The organism is Shewanella sp. TB7-MNA-CIBAN-0143 (assembly GCF_040310065.1).
Taxonomy (GTDB): domain Bacteria; phylum Pseudomonadota; class Gammaproteobacteria; order Enterobacterales; family Shewanellaceae; genus Shewanella.
The window spans coordinates 80,126-99,062 of the sequence record NZ_JBEOPL010000020.1 but is presented as its reverse complement, the minus strand read 5'-3'; the positions used below and the strand labels follow the sequence as shown (position 1 = coordinate 99,062).

Sequence of the window (18,937 nt, the reverse complement as noted above, 5' to 3'; positions counted from 1 at the left end):
AGAAGTCTGAAACAGAAACAAGAAATGCAGCTTAAAATTTAAGTAAAGAGTGCCAACTACCTTGAAAAACACCGAGTGCAATAGATTTACCGTATCGCTTAGCTTTAACCAATTCACGTTGACTATCGCCATTACTGACACCATTAGCCAATAACCACTCAAACGCTGATTTAGGGATTGAGTGGCAATCGATGCTGTGGTTGTTACCGCCATTAGTTAATAAAGCAAACTCTCTAACAGTGACATTATTAACCTTGTTGCGCATCATAAATGCCTTTATATGCGTCAGGATTACGTAATGCAGCATCATTTCGTTGATAAGGTCTTATGCCATCTTGTGACCAATCATTACCCATCAACTGTAATACTGAGCTATCAGTAAACTTCTCTTCAATAAATTGTAAACTGGCATCGGTTTTTAGGTGGTCACCCAATACTTGGCCAACACGTTCCCAGTCTTCAAAAAAGTATTCTTCTAATAAAGGAAGAAGTTCTAACTCAAAAATACGTGCCAAACGCTCAATGGATGGATCATCTTTTAATGGTAAAAAGAAGCTATGGCCTATGGTATGTTCACGGTCATAAAGCAGCTCAATACGCTGGTTAATCGTTTTAAGCATCTTCGCTACATCTATACCATCAATAGCAATACCTGAAAGTAAGCCATGTTGTGGCATCATCTCAACAAATTCAAAGCGACGACGCAGCGCTATATCGACTTGAGCTAGCGATTTATCTGCGGTGTTCATAGTACCGATAATATGCAGATTTGAAGGTACTGAAAATGACTCTTTTGAATAAGGCAGTTTTACTGATAAAGCTTCAGCGCAACCCGAACGTTTACTCGGCTCGATTAGCGTAATTAACTCACCAAAGATATTTGAAATATTGCCACGGTTGATTTCATCGATGATAAGGACAAATGGTTGTTGCGTAGTTTCATGGTCAGCAACTTCAGGCACATATTCTTTTAGTCCAAAGTGTTTCTTCAAGTAGAGTAAAAAACCTTCTACATAGGAGGTGTTATAGATATCTTGTTTCGATCCTGTTAGATAAAGCTTTCTCACATTCGCTATTGAGGCGACATATTTAGGGTCTGTGCTTTCAGTTGAGTGTGGGAATATTTTAAAAGTAGCGCCACCAACATATTCGATTTCAAACTTCTTTCCACGTACAGTTTCCATTTCTATACGGTCGTCAGCTTCTTCATATTTTTCTTGAAGCTGTATAACTGCATCATCAAAAGCATCGACAGATACCACCTGTAAATGGCTTGAACTTGCTCGTTCACATATCGATTTAAACACACCAGGGTCAACACTATATGACAGTACACCGTTATCGCTATTAGCCTTTAATCCTTCAACAAAATCTTCATAGCTAAAGCTTTGATGGAAGGTAACAAAACCAATACGATTCTTCGTCACTAGCTCATCAAAACGGGCTTTGATTTTATGGCGGTCATGTTCATATTCAGTTAAATAAGCTGGATCAACAATAGCAAGTGCTTGGTTAATGGTATTGTAGGTTTTACCAGTACCAGGGGGTCCATACAAAATTTGGTTTAATGCAGCCATGTTGCCACCTGCTTTAGTTGATTGTTTAGTGTTATTATTTTTAGGAAACGCATTGGCGACGCCAATCAAAGACAGTAATTGATGGATAGCACCTTCACTTTCAACGTTAAAGCCATAACCATATTGTGATGTGCCATTAAGCCTTGGATATCGACGAAAACTGGTATTTTTAGTTGGCAGCCAATCAGTATCAAGCCCTTCAATTGAATCAATCTTATCTCTCAAATTAATGATATTTGGATGAAGCACTAATGGTTGCTTTGAAACAACACGATCTGATTTACGTTTAACATAAATATAAGAATCTTGATCAAGGCGGTGTTCATATGCATATGAAGGGTGGCTACTTTCATCATGAGAACCTGTTAACTTAATTAAAAGCTTATGAATTTGTTCTGAATTTAACATTTACAGACCTTGCAAAAATACACTAAATTTCTTATCTAACTTGTGCCTGAAATACTTCAAAATTGTTTAATGCTTCAAATGCAGTAAACACATTCCAACCATGTGATCTCAAAGCTTTAGCATTAGACATGTTTATTAACACCGCAATCTTACGTCTAGGCCAGCATAAATCGATAGCAATCATATTACTTTTATCATTGATGACGACGCCTAATTCAGCACCAGGTAATCTCATTGATTGACACTTTTGCAATAGACCGTCTAAAGCAGTGTCAGCACATTCTCGGATATTATTATAATCAAACACATCAAACTTATGCTGTTCACGGCGAAGTTGGTTTATTTTTAGTACATCATCATTGCTTACATACAAATGTCCATGATGTGGTTGTTTTTTATGGCAATCAACACAAAGCCCCCTTAAATTACTAAGTTTATTATCCGCTTTGTTACCGTTAATATGATGTGTATGCAATAGCTTAGAGTCGTTTGCTAGATAAACGCCACATTGTTCGCAAGTGTAATTTAAATCACTTCTTACCTTTGATGAGATAGCAGGCCAATCTGCAGTGTAATTGCTTGATGCTTTAGCACTGTTAATAGGCAAACTTTTAAAATAGGAACTATACACTTCAAAAAACTGCTCAAATGAAAAATGATTAAATACTTTCTCTTTTGCTGCATAGCTCTGAGTTGCATATCCCTTATAATTAAGGATTTTTAAACAGTTTTTGCATACCCCTAAAGCGGCCTCTCCCCTTATATCCTCTTGATAGCTGTGCACTGAGCCAAATACAGGAAACAAACCATCTACTCGGTTAATAACGTCATACCTCTTGAATCGTCCAGTATTTCGCATTAAATCTAATGTAGAACATTCAGCGACATGGATACGACGGCCTTGTTTTCCATCTACCATTACAACTTCAATATCTTCGCCCTGATCAGGAATATAAAGCATGACCTGATGACCGTCATAATTCAAAATCCCATCAGACCCATCAATTTGGTCTAGTTGGATATCTTTACCGAGAATTAATCCTTTAGTTAAATGACTCCCAATACTCTCAAGTTCAGCTGAACGGCTAGTAATATTAAAATGAGTAGTCACGTTTCCTAGTGGCGCAACAGCGCGATGCAATGCACTAAAATCAACCGTCAGTTTCATTATTGAGCCTCTAATATCCGTTTAATTTGAATATCAGCGTTCGTTATTGCTCTAAACGAAACTCGACGAGACATTGCTTCATCCTCTACACCGTCAATCAAAATTAAACGAGATGAAGAAAAACCAACTGCTGCAATGTTTGCTTTTATCCACTCAGCATCAGCTGGCATCAGCGCATATCCATATTCTAAGACGGATCGGGTACGACCTTGCGATAGTTGCATATTATAGAAATAGGCTTCTGCATCTGATGAACCACGAATTCCTAAACTTGACGTATGCCCTTCTATTCTTATTTCATCTAACGATTCTCTATATGGTGCTAGAACATTGATATATCTGGGGAAAAAATCGTTAAGAATTTCTTTATATGCATCACTTAAACGCGTTTCATTATTAGCAAATAACACATCAGGTGATTGAAAGTTAAAGGCTAATGTTTCCTTGTCTATAGTAGCGCCCCATTTATCGAGATCTTTTTTAAACTCTTCTTCCAAAGCTTGATAAATTGCCACTTGGTTTTCTTGGTAAGCAACAGCCACATCTTTAATTTTGTCGTTTTCTTTTTGCGTTATCATCATAAAAACGATAGCAATGAACAAGAAAACCATCATTAAACCGGCCATTAAATCAGACACAGTCAACCAATGTTCACCGCTGTCTTGTGCGCCGTTACTCGTGCCAAATATTTTATCCATTAGGCTACTCGCTGATTAACAACTTCATTCATTGCTTGAGTCAATTTAATGTAGTCTTCAACAAACTTACCGCTGACTTGAGCTAATGCTTGACCCATCTCATTCATCACACGATTGATTTCTTGCTGCATGGCAGTGTCAATCAGTTTGAGTTGTGAATCGACGGCTTCACCTGTTAAGCCAACTTGTTGTTTAATTTGCTCTTCCATGGCATCAAATGTGCGTTTAGCTTGGTTAATCTGTTGCGTCGCAGCATCATCAATCACTTCATTAAGTCTTTGCTGTAATTTTTCTGCTGATTTAACTACTGTGTCACGGACATTCTCAGTGTCAGTAACCAAGTTTTTATTGGCTTCTTTCATTGTTGAGTTCATGTCTTTAGCATCAACTACTAGCTTTTCAATCATGTCTCGCATGGTGCTATTAAGATCACTTACCGCGTCTTGTAAATGCTGTTTAATAATTTCCGTCTGTGATTGCAGGTAATCAGAACTTGTTTGTAAGCTTTCGTTTGTGCGGGATGTATTATTAGTAAATTCAGTCGCAGCGGTGTCAATTTCTTTGCCTATTTTATCTGAACTTTCAATTAGGCGTTCACCAACACTGTTAATGCCTTTTTCAGTTTCGCTGGCAAATTTATCTAGTAGATCATTTGATGTTTTAACATGCGCTTTAATATAATCATCCGACTCAGATAGAAGTGTTTTGTAATGGTCACTGGCCGTAGTCACTGCCGCTGATATATCTTCTACGGTGCTTTGTACTTGGGCTCTAATCTCAGGTACTGCTTTAACCGCTTCATCACGCATTAATTTAAAGGCTTCTAAATGACGTTCAAGCTCAGCCAGTTGATGTTGATTTACTTCCATTACGCCTTTTAGTTCATTCATCGATTCCGGAATGATTTTGCTTTGCTCACTAATATGCGCAACCGATGACTCTGTTGCTGATATGGACTCAACACCTTGGGCATATTGCTGCTGCATTTGCTCAAGTTGTAATTTGTAGTTTTCTTGCCATTCAACAAGCTTAATCACGGCTTCATTAAGTTGCTTAAAGTTATCGCCAAACTGCTCAGTTAAATTATTATTAAAATCTGTAATCACCTGTTTGAGGGCTTCAATAACTTGCTCAGTGGCAGATTTAGATAAAGTATCAGCAAAGTCTTGCAATTTTAGCCACAGCTTTTCAGAAAATGCGTCAAACTTTTCCTGCTGCTTGGTTGATTGTTCTTGCAGATTTTTCACTGACAATTTGGCATTGTCATTAATGTCACCGCGCAGAATTTTAAGTTGCCCAAATAAAGTGGATTCTTCATTACCGACAAGTGCATCTTTTAAAGTGCGCGTTTCAGTCACTTGCGCCTGCATTGCACCCAATATCGCTTCAGGCGTAGCATGGGAAAGACTCTCTTCAACTTGCTTAGGTTTTAAGAAAGAAAATGTCGATAATGTTTTGAATACCAATGAGAGTAAAATACCCGCCAAACTGGTAATAAATGCGGTTTTCAATCCTTCAAGTAAAGGCGGAATACTGGCCTCAATATCAAGCTGATTGAAATCTAACAAGCCTAAAACAATGCCTAAAAACGTACCAAAAATCCCCATAGTCGTTAATAAGGTCGGCACATAATTGACGAATTCAACTTGCTTGGCTTGTTTGGTAAAAAATAACCCTAATGCACACACTATAACCATCAATACTAAAATGGCACTACTTACCGATTGTGTATCTAAACTGCGCAATAAATTCTCTAATATTTCCATATATTTTTATTTCTTAATAGTTAAGGTCTGTTGTTAAATAGCCTGTTCGACGATGGCGTCGGTCAGGTGGAGTTGAGTTGTTTGGGCGGCACTTAAATGTGTTTTTATTTGGTCGCAGAGTGCCATTAGTTCATCGACTCTAGCGACGATGTGATGTTGTTCTTCAAGTGGTGGTAAAGCAACGACTAAGCTTCTAATGTGCTCTCTTGATACATTTTTCATGGAGCTACTTGTGCCCCCTGCAACTCGATTGTAATAATCCCTTGAAACTTGGCTGTTATTCATCAAGTTTAAATACTCGCCACTTACACTTCCGTGTAATTTAAACCTGATTATTTTGTCACTCATCATTAGATTTTTAGGTGCTAGTTCAGGAACAACTACTGCTTTCGCAACTAAATCTGCTGTATTAGCCCTTGAGATAAGAAAATCGCCGCCTTGAACTTCATGTTCAAGGCGTGGTTCAAGATGTGGAGGAAGCTCTTTATTTTCTTCTGGATTATACTGTCCCCAAGTTACAGCACTAACCTTTAAAACCCCCCAATTATCTCCCTCTCTGGGGGTGGGAATACATTGAGGGCTCCAGCCAGCACTCGAACTGAGTGCTGTATCATCAAATCGACACCACTCCCACCCCTTTGGCAGTTCAAACGGTTTTTCTTCGTCGGTGATGGCAGGTAATGGCTTTTGCTTTTTGATTTTACCGTTTTTAATCAGCTGGGCTTTTTCAGCTTTGATGCGTTCTAGCAGTTTGGTGGCAGGCTCGTAATCTTGACTATTTATTTCATCGAAGCTGGCTTGTTGTACTAACTTACCCATGACGGCGAGTTGGAGGATGGTTTGTTTTAGGGTGTCGATGCTGGCTTCTGTGGTGAAAAGCGTGTCGAAGTGTTCAGCGACACGCTGCCAGCTGTCTATAAAACTATCATTAAGTGAAGGCTCAAGGCTGTCAGCAAAACTCCCTATAACTGCAGGCTCTAGGCTAGCTGCTGACTGAGTAGTGTTAGGCTGTAGTAGTGCATTCAGCAGGGTTTCGACTAAGGTTTGGTGCGCCGCAATACTTGTTTCAGTTTGCGCTTCAAGGGCATCACACAAGCTCATCAACTCATCGACTTTGGAGACGATACGGTGTTGCTCATCTAGCGGTGCAAATGGTAATGGATTATATGCAAAAAAATCTTTAGGCACTCGTTTTTGACCTGCTGTACCAGTCATCTTAGTTTCGCCGACTTTTAGAAACATCGGTGCTTTCAAATATAGAAGGATAAAGAGTGGATCTACTGTTGATTCGATTGGCCTGGCAATGTGTAACTCCGTTGTTCCAGTTCCGACACCGTTAATTAATCCAGAAAAAAAAGCTGCTTTACTGTTCTCGAAACAAGGAGTGATTTTTGCTAATCCAATATCACCATCAGCAAAGTGTGTATATCCTTTTTTTATTTCTTTCCATAACCTTGTTTCAGAACCATGATCACCTTTATAACTGGTACTAATTAGAGGCATTGGCACAAAAGAAGCTTCTGTATCATCATCAAAACTAGAATTTCTTGGACCTATTTCTGCAAGTTCTGCTAAACAAGTCCACGCCCAGCCATTCGGCAATTCAAATGGCTTTTCATCTTCACCAATATCAGGGAACGGCTTTTGTTTTTTAAGCTTACCGTCTTTAACCAATTGAGCTTTTTCAGCAGCAATACGTTCAAGCAATATTGAAGCTGGTTCGTCATTAACATCTTGTGGCACTAACTTGCCGCGCACGGCGAGTTCTAAAATCAGTTCACGGAGTTTTTTGATGCCATACAATGAAAACTTATTTGAAGTGCCACGCCCTGCTGAGGATTTTCGCTCAATGGCAGTTGTCCAAATATCAATATGCTGCGTGATCAAATTATTTGCTTTGTGTTCTGATTGACCGTCGTTGGTAGGTATTGGTAAATCAGTCATTACTTGCCCTCACCGTCTGATGCTGCCGAAGGTGACGATAATGCGGCTGACAAGATACCTTTTAGTTGATCGCGTAGTGCTTTAATATCCGCTTGTTGTTTGGCGTAATCGCTTAGTAACGTTTGTGGATCATGGCTGATAACTTCGCCCACATGGGGGTTTTTAATGTCCAGGTTATAGTTACGGCCAATAATGTCATCGATTGAGACTTTCCAAGCTTGCTCGTTTTCTACCCGCGATGCAAAGCCGTCGGCCTCATTACCCCACCATTCAAGCTCTGTTTCAAACTCTTCAAAGCGCATGGGTTTGGTTTTGTTGTAATTTTTTACCCCTGCTGGGTAGGGATGCTCGTAAAACCACACGTCTTTAGTTGGCGTGCCTTTGGTGAAGAATAAAATATTGGTTTTAATGCCGGTGTAGGGATTAAACACCCCATTAGGTAAACGCACTATGGTGTGTAGATTACATTCGTCCATTAACATTTTTTTGATTTTGGTTTTAACGCCTTCACCAAACAAGGTGCCGTCTGGTAATACAACTGCTGCTCGACCTCCACTTTTAAGCGCTGATGGCTCCTTACCCGCTGACGGCGCTGCCAATACTTCAATAATAAGTTGTAGAAACAAGTCGGCGGTTTCACGGGTTTGGAATTCGCTAGGGAAGTTTTTTTCTATGCCGTCTTCTTCGGTGCCGCCAAATGGCGGGTTGGTGATGATAACGTCAACTTGCTCGTCCCAACTTGAAAGCGGTTTGTTTAAGGTGTTGCCGTGCCTAATTTGCACTGGCACTTCAATACCGTGGAGCATCATGTTGGTGGTGCACAGTAAATGCGGTAGCTGCTTTTTTTCCACACCAAAGATTTGCTTTTGCAGGGTTTGATGGTCATCTGCTGTTTTAACGTAGTTGGCTTTAACGTGATCAAAGGCGCAAGCTAAAAATCCGCCAGTACCACACGCAGGGTCCATAATCGATTCGCCCAATTTGGGATCGGTTACCGCCACAATAAACTTAGTGATGGCGCGCGGGGTATAAAACTCACCAGCGTTACCAGCACTTTGTAAGTCTTTTAATATTTGCTCGTATAAATCACCAAACAAGTGGCGCTCGTTTGAGTCAGTAAAGTCTATTTCATTAAGCTTATTAATCACCTGACGTAACAGCGTGCCGTTTTTCATGTAGTTAAACGCATCAGAAAACGCCGCTTTTACCACAAAACCACGGGGGTTTTTATCTATTGGTGCAGTGAGGTTTTTAAGCTGTGGGAATAGCTCATCATTTACAAAATCAAGTAGCTCATCACCGGTAATGCCTTCATTATCTGCCGCCCAGTTGCGCCATAAGAATTCAGCTGGAATTGGCTCGCGGTAATCGTCTAGTTCAAGCTCTAACTCTTGTTCTTGTGCATCAAACACTTTTAAGAACAGTAACCAAGACATTTGCCCTAATCGCTGGGCGTCACCATCGACACCGGCATCTTTACGCATAATATCTTGGATGGATTTAATTGCTGAACTGATAGACATAGTATTCTCTTAAACGGTTACTGCTGCTGTTATTGGCAGCAGTATAAAATGATGTTGTGTTTTATTTTTAACAAACAGAGCTAATATAAAAACGAATACAAAGCGCTGTTCCAAAGTGCTTATGCAAAGAACAGATGCTAGGCTGATTGCTGATGAATTTGATAAATCTGCGCTTCTAATTCACTAATGGCTTGCTCGTATTCTTGTTTGCCGCCAAAGCCTTTTTTAACGATCTCACTCAAATTACCGTACTCGGTAAACGGGGCAACTTTAAGCACTTGCATGTTTTCAATTTCTTGCACGCCGACATCGGCATATTTTAACAGTAAATTTTGCAGTACGGCTTGTGCAGTGTCGGAATATTTAGTGAAGTAATTGCGCTTTTGCACATTGTTTGCACGATCTTTTCGAGTTAATGGGGGTTGGTCGTACACCACATGACAAATCATATCGAAAGGATCCATGTCTTTACCGACTTCGTCCTCTAAAGCAGACCAAATAATGCCTTCGAGTGCCAGTTCATCAATTACCGCTTGTTTGCGATCTGATTCATTCCAGCGCTTAACAAACTCATCGAGTGAGCTAAACTGCTTCGCCATGGTTTTACGGGTGTAATCTTTAAAGGATTCGGTGACTAATTTACCGTCGCTGTCGTAATATTGCACTCGTTCAGCCACTTTGCTGACAGTCACGCCTGACACGCGGTACTTGCTGATTTTACGGGTTTCACCTTCGTCCCATTCACCATCAAGGCTGCCATCGCCTTGGGGTTCGTTTATGGTGTTTTGTTCATCAACCTGATGTTCATCGCCCTGTTGGTTTTGATTATCATCGGCACCGTTTTCATTCGTAACCTCATCACCAACTGAGTCAATATCAACATTTTCATCTTCAATATCTTCAGGCGTCACTCTAATGATTTTTTCTGGTGTACCGTCAAAGCGTTCGTCGGCAAATAATTCGGTGGCCTTTTTAAAGTCGAGAATGGTGAACCACAGCTTGCCGTATCGGTCGTCAATGCGGGTGCCACGGCCAATAATCTGCTTAAATTTGGTCATGGACTGAATATTTTGATCCAGTACTACTAACTTACAGGTTTTGGCATCTACCCCTGTAGACATTAGTTCTGAGGTGGTGGCAATAACAGGATAGGCTTTTTTGGGATTAATGAAGTTGTCTAACTGCGCTTTGCCAAGCTCATCGTCACCGGTTATTTTCATCACGTACTTTTCATTCTTGGCCATTTGCTCAGGGTTAAGATTGGCAATAGCACGGCGCATGCGATCGGCGTGGTCAATATCGTTACAAAACACGATAGTTTTGGCCATCGGGTCGGTGCGCTTTAAGTAGTTGGTAATGGTTTCGGCAACCAATTGGGTGCGTTCATCAATCACCATGGTGCGGTCGAAGTCTTTTTGGTTATAAATTCGGTCTTCGATCACTTCACCGTTGTTATCGATTTGACCTTTTGTCGGGCGCCAACCTTGTAAATCGACATCAATATCTACCCGCACCACTTTATAAGGTGCTAGGAATCCATCTTCAATCCCTTCTTTGAGTGAGTAGGTATAGACAGGCTCACCAAAGTAATCGGAGTTTGATACTTGGTCTGTTTCTTTAGGAGTGGCGGTAAGGCCAACTTGAGCCGCGCTGCTGAAATATTCTAAAATTTCACGCCAGGCGCTGTCTTCAGATGCACTCCCACGATGACACTCGTCGATAATGATTAGGTCGAAAAAGTCTGGGTCGACTTGTTTAAAGGCTTTTTGGCTTTCTTCTGGGCCGGTTAATGCTTGGTATAAGGCTAAATGAATTTCAAATGCAGGATCAACCGTGCGTCCAGTGATTTTGGTCATTGAAGTGCCAAAGGGCTGAAAATCGTTTATGCGGGTTTGGTCTACCAAAATGTTACGGTCGGCTAAAAACAAGATTCGTTTTTTAGCGCGGGACTTCCATAAACGCCAGATGATTTGAAATGCGGTATAGGTTTTACCCGTACCGGTCGCCATGACAAGTAACACTCGGTCTTTACCGGATGAAATAGCTTCAATGGTTTTATTAATGGCTTGCAGTTGATAATAACGAGGTTGCTTACCCGTGCCATCATCATGATATTCTTGATTGATAATCGGTAACTGGGTTTGGGTATAACCTTTCCACACGCAGTACTTAGTCCATAATTCTTGTGGTGATGGAAAGTCTTCTAAGCGGATCTCTGATTCAAGTTGGTTTTCTTCAGGTGTTCCTAACTTGGTTTTATCATGGAAGATAAAGCCATCGCCATTGGAGGCAAAAATAAAAGGCACTTCAAGTAAACGGGCATAATCTAGCCCCTGTTGCATGCCTTTACCCACTTCGTGCTTATTGGCTTTAGCCTCAATAACAGCCAGCGGCATACTGGGTTTGTGATACAGCACAATATCAGCAGACTTAACCGTTTTGCGCACACCCAATTGACCACGCACAATGACTTTACCGTCACGCAATTTCACCTCTTGGCGAATTTGCGACATATCATCCCACCCAGCATTTTTGATAGCTGGCATGATGTATTTAGAGATAATATCGGTTTCGGTAAGCTTGGCTTTATTGATACTCATACGAGATCTAGATCCTTCTAGCGCGATTGCAAACGGCAATAATATTAAGTTTGCCACATAACCTTGTTAACACCAATGATTACATACAGATACAGAACTTAAAAATGTTAAAACGTGATTTTGCGTAAACATTGCGATTGTTTGATGTTGATGAAGAATCTTAAATCGATTAGCCTTACTTTACCGCCCAAACTGATCATGTTTTTCGAGGTTTGGTGCATTTTATTTCGAATAGACAAAGCGTATCTAGACCAAATCGTGTTAGCGCATACGCTCTAACACTCACTATTCGTATTATGATAAGTATGCTTTAGATTGGCTTGTTAGCTGTTTATTTTAAATTTCACAAGTAACTGCATTCAATACATTTTGTTCTTGTTTTCTTAGGTAATTTACTACTTTCTCTTCAAACGATATATCGGAATAGAATTGCTTGATTAGGTATTTTGAAGGGATATCAGTCCGTTCCATTAATGGGACCGCTCGACCCGTCGCAATGACGTAAACATGAAAATCTTTATAACGTGCCAACATAGGTTCAATAATATTTTTAAGCAACGCATTAGCCAACAACGTAGCATAACCTTTATTACGATGCTCTATGACTGTTACGAAATGAATAATACCCAACTCTTTATAGGTCACGCCTTGATGACAAGTGACTTTGTCTGCACGGGCTTCAAAGTTTTCAAAAAGACTGTACCCTACCAATTCATCATTTACATAAAGTTTAATTATTTCTGCTTGAGTCCCGTTTTGTAATTCCTCGTGCTTATCTAACCACTCAAAAATGTACCACATTTTCATGTCGGCCTGACCCAAGGCGAGTAATTCATGAGTACAAGTTTTAACATTACAGTGTTCGAATCTAAGCATTAATAACCCATTTGAATCTTCGTAAGTTAGTTTACATTGACCTGTGAACTTACTTTTATATAAATAGAGAACAAAATCAGCATAATAAAGACTAAGCTTGCCACTCCTTGTTAAATAGCCGCCCCCAGTGTGAGGATAGTTGTAGTGATCAAACGAATGACGCAGCAAGCTAATATCGCACTAAGCGTATTAACACAGTTGGTTGTACTTTTGATGCACGAACAAAACCAACTGCTTTAAACCGTTTAAGTCTCTTGTAAGTTGCGATTAGGAGATCTAAACAGGCTCCAACACTGCTCATCGAAGGTGCAAATCCAACATCTTTCTTTAGACTTTTCAATTAGCCCCCCGATAATGTCACTTATCGGGATTAACAAAACACGAATTTATGAGCTGCTATTAATCTTCCATCCAATCCATATTCGGTAGTGCATTCAAATGCTGGCCATATCGTATTTCGTTAAAAGAGGAACCATTTTTCATGACATCGGAAACTTCGATAGCCAACGCGCAAGCCATCATTTGAATAGCTTCGTCACGCGGTGTACCTGTCATGACTAAACGCATCAAGGTTTCTTTTACCTTTTTGGGTTCACCGTCGGCGATTTGATTTTCGACTACTTCGATTAGTGTTTCTTCGGTCATGTAACTGTCTTGCTGCTTATCCATTATAACGACTCTGTTAAATATTTAACGCCATTATGCCGCAAGCATGGTGCAAGCCATAGAGTAAACTCCGAATTATTCGAGTGTTGCAGGCAATAACGTAACGTTAAGGTAAAGTAAGATTTATCTCTGTTGATAATCTGATTGGATGTTGTACGCTGAAACGAATTTTTTTGAGCTGACAATATCATCGACTAACACTTAAATGAGCACAAATGGGTTAAGCCCTTAACCCATTTGTGGACATAAACGTTTTAGTGTTATCAACTAAATGTAGCCTCAAAATATGAGAAAATGTATCCCTAACGACTAACGGTCTAGCCAACATTTCTTAACCATTTCAAGACTGACCTATTTCGGCATATTCACCTTGAGGATGATATATTTCTACTAGCCTGCACAATAGTTCTACTAGCCTGCACAACTCATAAACTGAGGTAATAGTATTTCGGAATCGTTCCCACATATTTTTAAATCAGTCATTTGAATTTAAAAACTCCTTAGCTTTAGCAATCGAATAATTTACCGCTTGAGCCAATTCGAGCTTTGGCGGCATGACGAGTTCATTAGGATCGATATGGACATCGATCAGACAGGCATTTTTGCTAGCAAATGCTTCTCCCAACGCTTTTACTAGCAGCTCAGGGCGATCTACACTCCAACCTTCACCACCGCATAAGCGAGCAAACTCTGAAAAGTCTGGATTTTTTAATGCTGTTTTATAATTAGGGTAACCGCTGCTTTCTTGCTCTAGTTGAATTAACCCTAGCTTGGCGTTGTTAAAAATAATAACCTTTATGGGTAATGTTAGATTGACTGCAGTAATAAACTCTTGCATTAACATGCTAAAACCACCGTCACCAATAAGGACGACCACCTGCCGCTCAGGAAATTTTAATTGCGCGCCTATCGCACCAGCCATGCTAAATGCCATTGTGGCCAAGTTGCCTGATAGGGTAAATAATTGTTGTTCAGTAACGGGTAGATGTCGTGCGACCCATGCGGTCACTGTACCCGTGTCACAGAGAAAAATGGCATCTTTGTTCGCAAGCTCGCCGACGGTTCGAGCCAGGCACTGGGGTTTTATTGGCATATCTTGCGAGTTTTCTGCTTCGCTTTGCTCTTCTGACCAACTCCTTTTCTGACGCCGACATTCAGTAAGAAAGTTGTCGTTTTCTTTTTGAGGTAAATCAACGATTAATTGGTCTAGTACTTCACTTACATCTCCGACTATCGATACATCCACAGGGCAACGTCGACCAATATGTCGAATTTCTTTATCCACCTGAATAACTTTGGCTTTTCCTGGATAATATTCTTTGTAGGGAAAATCAGTCCCCAGCATCACAAGTAAATCACAATTATTCATCGCATCAACAGATGGCCGCGTACCAAGTAGGCCAAGCCCTCCTAAGGAATATTCATGCTCATCCGGAAGTAGTACTTTGGCTTTTAGTGTTCTGATAAGTGGGGAGTTGCATTTTTTCAACAAAGTAAGTAACTGTTGACGTGCTGGTATAGCCCCAACACCCGCTAGAACAACAATTTTTTCAGCTTGCTCAATTAAGCTAATTGCACTGTTTAATGCTGATGCTAAAGGTTTAGTTGGTCCCGTTTCAGCGCCCGCTATTGGATGACCCGTAATGTCAGCTTCAACTTGCTCAGTGGCAACATCAGCAGGCAAAGCAATATGAGCAACCCCTTTTTCAATCAGCGCACTATTACACGCTTGCTGAATAATCTCGGGAACACGATCAGAGGCAAATAAGGTTTGATTAAACACAGCCACATCAGAAAACAGAGCTGATGAATTAATTTCTTGATGCGAGTGATTACCGATTTCACTGCGTGGTAACTGTCCAGTTATTGCAAGAACGGGGGCATGGTCGAGCTTAGCGTCATACAGACCATTGAGCAAATGTATGGCCCCACCTCCAGCAGTACCAACACAAACGGCAAGTTTACCGGTTAATTTTGCTTGGGCTGATGCTGCGAATGCCCCGCTTTCTTCATGGCGAACTTGTATAAATTCGATTTCTCCATGGCGGCGTATGGCGTCCATCAAATCATTAATAGCATCCCCTGGAATGCCAAAGACATGACGGACACCATATTGATAAATCGTCTCTACGATATGATCGACAACTTTGCGTTTTTTTATTGCAGCCATAAATATCTCTCTCCGTTTAAAATAAGCTTCACGAAATACACTTAATTAAGCAAAATTAATAGGTTACTGAATTTAATAGCATTTTATTAATGGTTAACTGTTTATTTAAGATCCAATAACACATCATACTGTGCTACGAACTTTGACTCTGTGCGTCACCGTACCCTCTGGCTTTTGCTTTCTCACGAATGTTGACCAGTTAAATACAATTGACCGTTTTTTAAAGTAACGTTATCTCAAATGATAAACCCTAGCAGAAAATAATTTAGCCTATTCGCCATGTCGCTCGATTTAACCATTCCTGAAAATTATCTCGCGTGCGCTGGCGAACAGACGCCGGGAACAGTTACGATTTATGCTTAGAGACATCTAATCGATTCGCGTAAGGCTGGAACGATATTCGATCTTATCTGTAACTTAGCAGAGTGGCCCAGTGACTCGACAAAGGAGAAATACGATGAAGACGAATGAAGGTATGCTCGATCGCTCGCTCCGCGTTACCGCCGGGCTAGTTCTTATTGGACTTGCTGCCACCGACACAATTGGCATATGGGGCTATATTGGCGTTGTGCCGCTGCTTACAGGAGCGGTAGGCTTGTGTCCTCTATATTCGCTCCTAGGCATAAACTCCTGTTCGGTGAGTAAGCGCTGAATCTAATCCACAGCGAATGCCCTGCTATCGTGAAACACTATAGTTAAACACCATGTCAAGATCCTAACAGGACTCGCGTTCATGGTACGACCCTTCTGTTCGCGCGGTTAAGTTAGCGAACTCGGAACTGTACTGCTTAAACACCTGAGGTCATTGTTACTGCCAACAGATATGTAATCGCAAGTTCTACGACGTTATTTTATTCAGCATTTTTTATAAAAAGGCCTGCTATGAAAGTCATTACATCACCCCCCCCAATTAATCCTTGTGAAGAGTCATGTGTTAAAATGGCACTTATTGCAGAAGGTGGTGGGCAACGAGGAATATTCACAGCCGGTGTATTAGATGCGTGGTTAGAGAATGATTTTGATCCTTTCGATTTATTTATAGGGGCGTCTGCAGGCTCACAAAATATTACAAGCTTTTTATCTCGTCAGAAAGGTTATGCCAAGAGATTAATTGGTGAATTAACACGTCGTAATAATTTTTACAAACTAGGCCGTGGATTAGCAGGTGGCAATGCTATTGATTTGGATTGGTACTTTGATAAAACCATTCAAGGTAGTTTTGCATTAGACTTTACGACAGCAACTAAATCATTGGGTCAACGAGAATTATTGTTCAGCGCAACGAATTCACGCGATAGACAAGGCTATTTCTTAAGCCCAAACGGTCATACAAGTCACTGGCGCCAATTACTTAAAGCCTCGAGTGCATTTCCTTTTTTGTATAAACAAGGGGTTAAACTCACACCTAGGCAGGCCTTTAGCTCAACAAATAAGGCCAAAGCAAACGTTGATGACCATAAAACAGACATCTACCTTGACGGTGGACTTGCTGAGCCTTTACCTGTGCGAGAATCCTATCGCCGTGGTGCTAAAAAAATTGTGGTTATTCGAACGGTGAATGCCGACTGTCATACTCAGGCTGCTTGGGTACGTAAACTTAAGTCATGGATTTACGTGTCTGGGTATTGCCCAAAAATGATTGATTATTTGGTACAGCATGAGCAAGCTTATCAAAAAGAACTCGCCTTTATCACTAACCCTCCTGAAGATGTCGAAATTATTCAAATTTTTGCGGAAGACAATCTTCAAAGTAAATTGTTAGGGAGTACTGATATGGATTTACAACATGATTATCTTGCCGGTATCACTGCGGGTAATGCTTTTTTGGAGACTCAAAAACGTTTTGTGCTGTAAACACTAAGCATAATCTAAGCATAATCTAAGCATAATCTAAGCATAATCTAAGCATAATCTAAGCATAATAAAATTAATTTATACCTGTTTTGTAAACCAGTAGAATGAATATTACTAGGCAATAAAAAACATTTTTTAATGCCATAACCCCGATGCATTAAACTAAAAGTATTAACCCGCTCAAGTACCACATAATACTCTTCTATTAACGTAAACGATGCTGCAATATCGGTATCATTCATGTTAACCGACTTATGATGACTCATTGAGTCATTTTTTTCGTTTGTTTGAACCAATGAATCTAAGATATAACGCACCCAAAAATGCAGACATAACCGATGCGACCAAGATGGATGTTTTTGCGTTATGGAGATGTTCAGGTTGCCCGTCAAACCCCAGTGTCGCAATAAATGTGGACATGGTGAAGCCTATCCCGGCTATCAGTGAAGCACCAATAATGTGTTGAATATTAACTCCCTTGGGTAATTTACCTATTTTGTAGTGCAGGCCCAGCCAGCACGCGCCGGAAATGCCAATAAATTTACCGACTACAAGGCCAAAAATAATCCCTAATCCAACAGGGTATTGGAGGCTGTCGATAAACGAACTAAAACTAAACACTACGCCAGCATTAGTCAATGCAAACAGCGGTAAGATGAAGAGTGCTACAGGTAGATGCAGTACATCTTCCCAACGACGCAGGGGAGTGCCAGCATGTTCTGCTAAATCGCGCACTTCCAGTACCTGTTTATGGTCCTCCTGACTACCAAGAACGTCCACCTTTTCTATTTCTTGCTGAAGAGAGCTGATTGTTGTTTTAGCCTTATCAAGCGACTTTGCCGACGCCAACTTCGGCCGTGCTGGCACCGTCAATGCGATTGCAACGCCAGCAACAGTGGCATGAACACCAGACATGAGCATCATCCACCAGGTTGCAATACCGATGATAATATAGAAAATTGGCTGTCTTACGCCCGCGTAGTTAGCTACTGCCAAAAAAGTAATAAGTGAACATGCGCTAAACAGATAGATTACGGATATTTCCTGGGTATAAAATAGTGCAATAACGAGTATCGCCCCAACATCATCAACGATGGCGAGCCCAACTATGAAAGCCAAAAGACTGGCAGGTATGTATTTTCGCACTATGGTAAGTACACCTAGCGCAAACGCGGTATCGGTTGCCATTGGGATACCCCAACCGATCTGTGAATCAAGTCCCCAATTGAACAAGGTATAGATCGTAGCCGGTAAAATCATTCCGCCTATGGCACAAATAATCAACATGCGCCGATTTTCCGGTTTAGCGAGGTCTCCGGCTAGCACCTCGCGTTTGATTTCAAGTCCAATCAATAAGAAAAATATCACCATTAAACCATCATTAATAATGTGTTTAAGTGAAGATCTTAACTCAACATCACCCAAAAATATTCCAATCGGGGTGTGCACAAGATCTAAGTAGGTAGAAGAATAGGCTGAATTTGCCCACCATAGGGCCAAGATTGTCGATAACAGAAGAAACAGACTGGAGGTAGTCTGCGCTCGAATAAAACCCGAAAATGGTTCGTGCATATATTCCAAACCACGCTGCAATATATTTTTAGATTCGTTTGCCATATTAATCACCTGTCATCATCTCGCCTAAGAAGTATATTTATCTTCAGAGTAGAAAATATTTTTAGGCTTT

15 protein-coding genes are annotated in these 18,937 nt (G+C 40.6%); 2 read left to right on the top strand and 13 right to left on the bottom strand.

Annotation, left to right across the window (positions count from 1 at the left end):
- Window positions 1-31 precede the first annotated feature (31 nt).
- The 11 genes from AAEY97_RS16290 to AAEY97_RS16240 form a co-directional block, all read right to left on the bottom strand.
- Window positions 32-268: a hypothetical protein gene (locus AAEY97_RS16290; RefSeq protein WP_351000020.1), complete on the bottom strand. Its 237-nt coding sequence runs from the start codon at window positions 266-268 to the stop codon at window positions 32-34.
- Window positions 249-1,985: an McrB family protein gene (locus AAEY97_RS16285; protein WP_192114914.1), complete on the bottom strand. Its 1,737-nt coding sequence runs from the start codon at window positions 1,983-1,985 to the stop codon at window positions 249-251. The genes AAEY97_RS16290 and AAEY97_RS16285 overlap by 20 nt, the downstream gene beginning before the upstream one ends.
- A 31-nt stretch (window positions 1,986-2,016) precedes the next feature.
- Window positions 2,017-3,153, bottom strand: a complete 1,137-nt coding sequence (locus AAEY97_RS16280) for an HNH endonuclease (protein ID WP_192114913.1) — start codon at window positions 3,151-3,153, stop codon at window positions 2,017-2,019.
- Window positions 3,153-3,851, bottom strand: coding sequence for an OmpA family protein (locus AAEY97_RS16275; protein WP_192114912.1), 699 nt, complete (start codon window positions 3,849-3,851; stop codon window positions 3,153-3,155). Before AAEY97_RS16275 ends, AAEY97_RS16280 begins: the two co-directional genes overlap by 1 nt.
- Entirely contained in the window at window positions 3,851-5,617 is a 1,767-nt protein-coding gene (locus tag AAEY97_RS16270; RefSeq protein WP_192114911.1) for a MotA/TolQ/ExbB proton channel family protein, read from the bottom strand. Before AAEY97_RS16270 ends, AAEY97_RS16275 begins: the two co-directional genes overlap by 1 nt.
- 33 nt (window positions 5,618-5,650) lie before the next feature.
- Window positions 5,651-7,561, bottom strand: coding sequence for a restriction endonuclease subunit S (locus AAEY97_RS16265; protein ID WP_192114910.1), 1,911 nt, complete (start codon window positions 7,559-7,561; stop codon window positions 5,651-5,653).
- On the bottom strand, window positions 7,561-9,084 hold the full coding sequence (locus AAEY97_RS16260) for a type I restriction-modification system subunit M (protein ID WP_192114909.1): 1,524 nt from the start codon (window positions 9,082-9,084) through the stop codon (window positions 7,561-7,563). Before AAEY97_RS16260 ends, AAEY97_RS16265 begins: the two co-directional genes overlap by 1 nt.
- A 137-nt stretch (window positions 9,085-9,221) precedes the next feature.
- Window positions 9,222-11,684 carry an EcoAI/FtnUII family type I restriction enzme subunit R gene (gene hsdR, locus AAEY97_RS16255; protein ID WP_192114908.1) on the bottom strand — a complete coding sequence of 821 codons (2,463 nt, stop codon included), beginning with the start codon at window positions 11,682-11,684 and terminating at the stop codon, window positions 9,222-9,224.
- Window positions 11,685-12,020: 336 nt separating this feature from the next.
- Window positions 12,021-12,560 carry a GNAT family N-acetyltransferase gene (locus AAEY97_RS16250; protein WP_351000011.1) on the bottom strand — a complete coding sequence of 180 codons (540 nt, stop codon included), beginning with the start codon at window positions 12,558-12,560 and terminating at the stop codon, window positions 12,021-12,023.
- A 399-nt stretch (window positions 12,561-12,959) separates the two neighbouring features.
- Window positions 12,960-13,229 (bottom strand): hypothetical protein, encoded by a 270-nt coding sequence (locus AAEY97_RS16245; RefSeq protein ID WP_182745393.1) that lies wholly within the window; start codon window positions 13,227-13,229, stop codon window positions 12,960-12,962.
- A 472-nt stretch (window positions 13,230-13,701) separates the two neighbouring features.
- Window positions 13,702-15,396 (bottom strand): thiamine pyrophosphate-dependent enzyme, encoded by a 1,695-nt coding sequence (locus AAEY97_RS16240; RefSeq protein ID WP_182745392.1) that lies wholly within the window; start codon window positions 15,394-15,396, stop codon window positions 13,702-13,704.
- Between the two features lie 457 nt (window positions 15,397-15,853).
- On the opposite strand from AAEY97_RS16240, the gene AAEY97_RS16235 reads away from it, so the two are divergent.
- Together AAEY97_RS16235 and AAEY97_RS16230 are read left to right on the top strand one after the other, a co-directional pair.
- Window positions 15,854-16,048 carry a YgaP family membrane protein gene (locus tag AAEY97_RS16235; protein WP_101088290.1) on the top strand — a complete coding sequence of 65 codons (195 nt, stop codon included), beginning with the start codon at window positions 15,854-15,856 and terminating at the stop codon, window positions 16,046-16,048.
- Between the two features lie 230 nt (window positions 16,049-16,278).
- Window positions 16,279-17,250: a patatin-like phospholipase family protein gene (locus AAEY97_RS16230; RefSeq protein WP_192114906.1), complete on the top strand. Its 972-nt coding sequence runs from the start codon at window positions 16,279-16,281 to the stop codon at window positions 17,248-17,250.
- Between the two features lie 47 nt (window positions 17,251-17,297).
- Here AAEY97_RS16230 and AAEY97_RS16225 read toward each other — a convergent pair whose 3' ends face one another.
- Together AAEY97_RS16225 and nhaA are read right to left on the bottom strand one after the other, a co-directional pair.
- Complete coding sequence (locus tag AAEY97_RS16225) at window positions 17,298-17,516, bottom strand: hypothetical protein (protein ID WP_192114905.1); 219 nt, start codon at window positions 17,514-17,516, stop codon at window positions 17,298-17,300.
- Between the two features lie 4 nt (window positions 17,517-17,520).
- Window positions 17,521-18,867, bottom strand: a complete 1,347-nt coding sequence (nhaA, locus tag AAEY97_RS16220) for a Na+/H+ antiporter NhaA (RefSeq protein WP_351000005.1) — start codon at window positions 18,865-18,867, stop codon at window positions 17,521-17,523.
- Window positions 18,868-18,937: the final 70 nt, after the last annotated feature.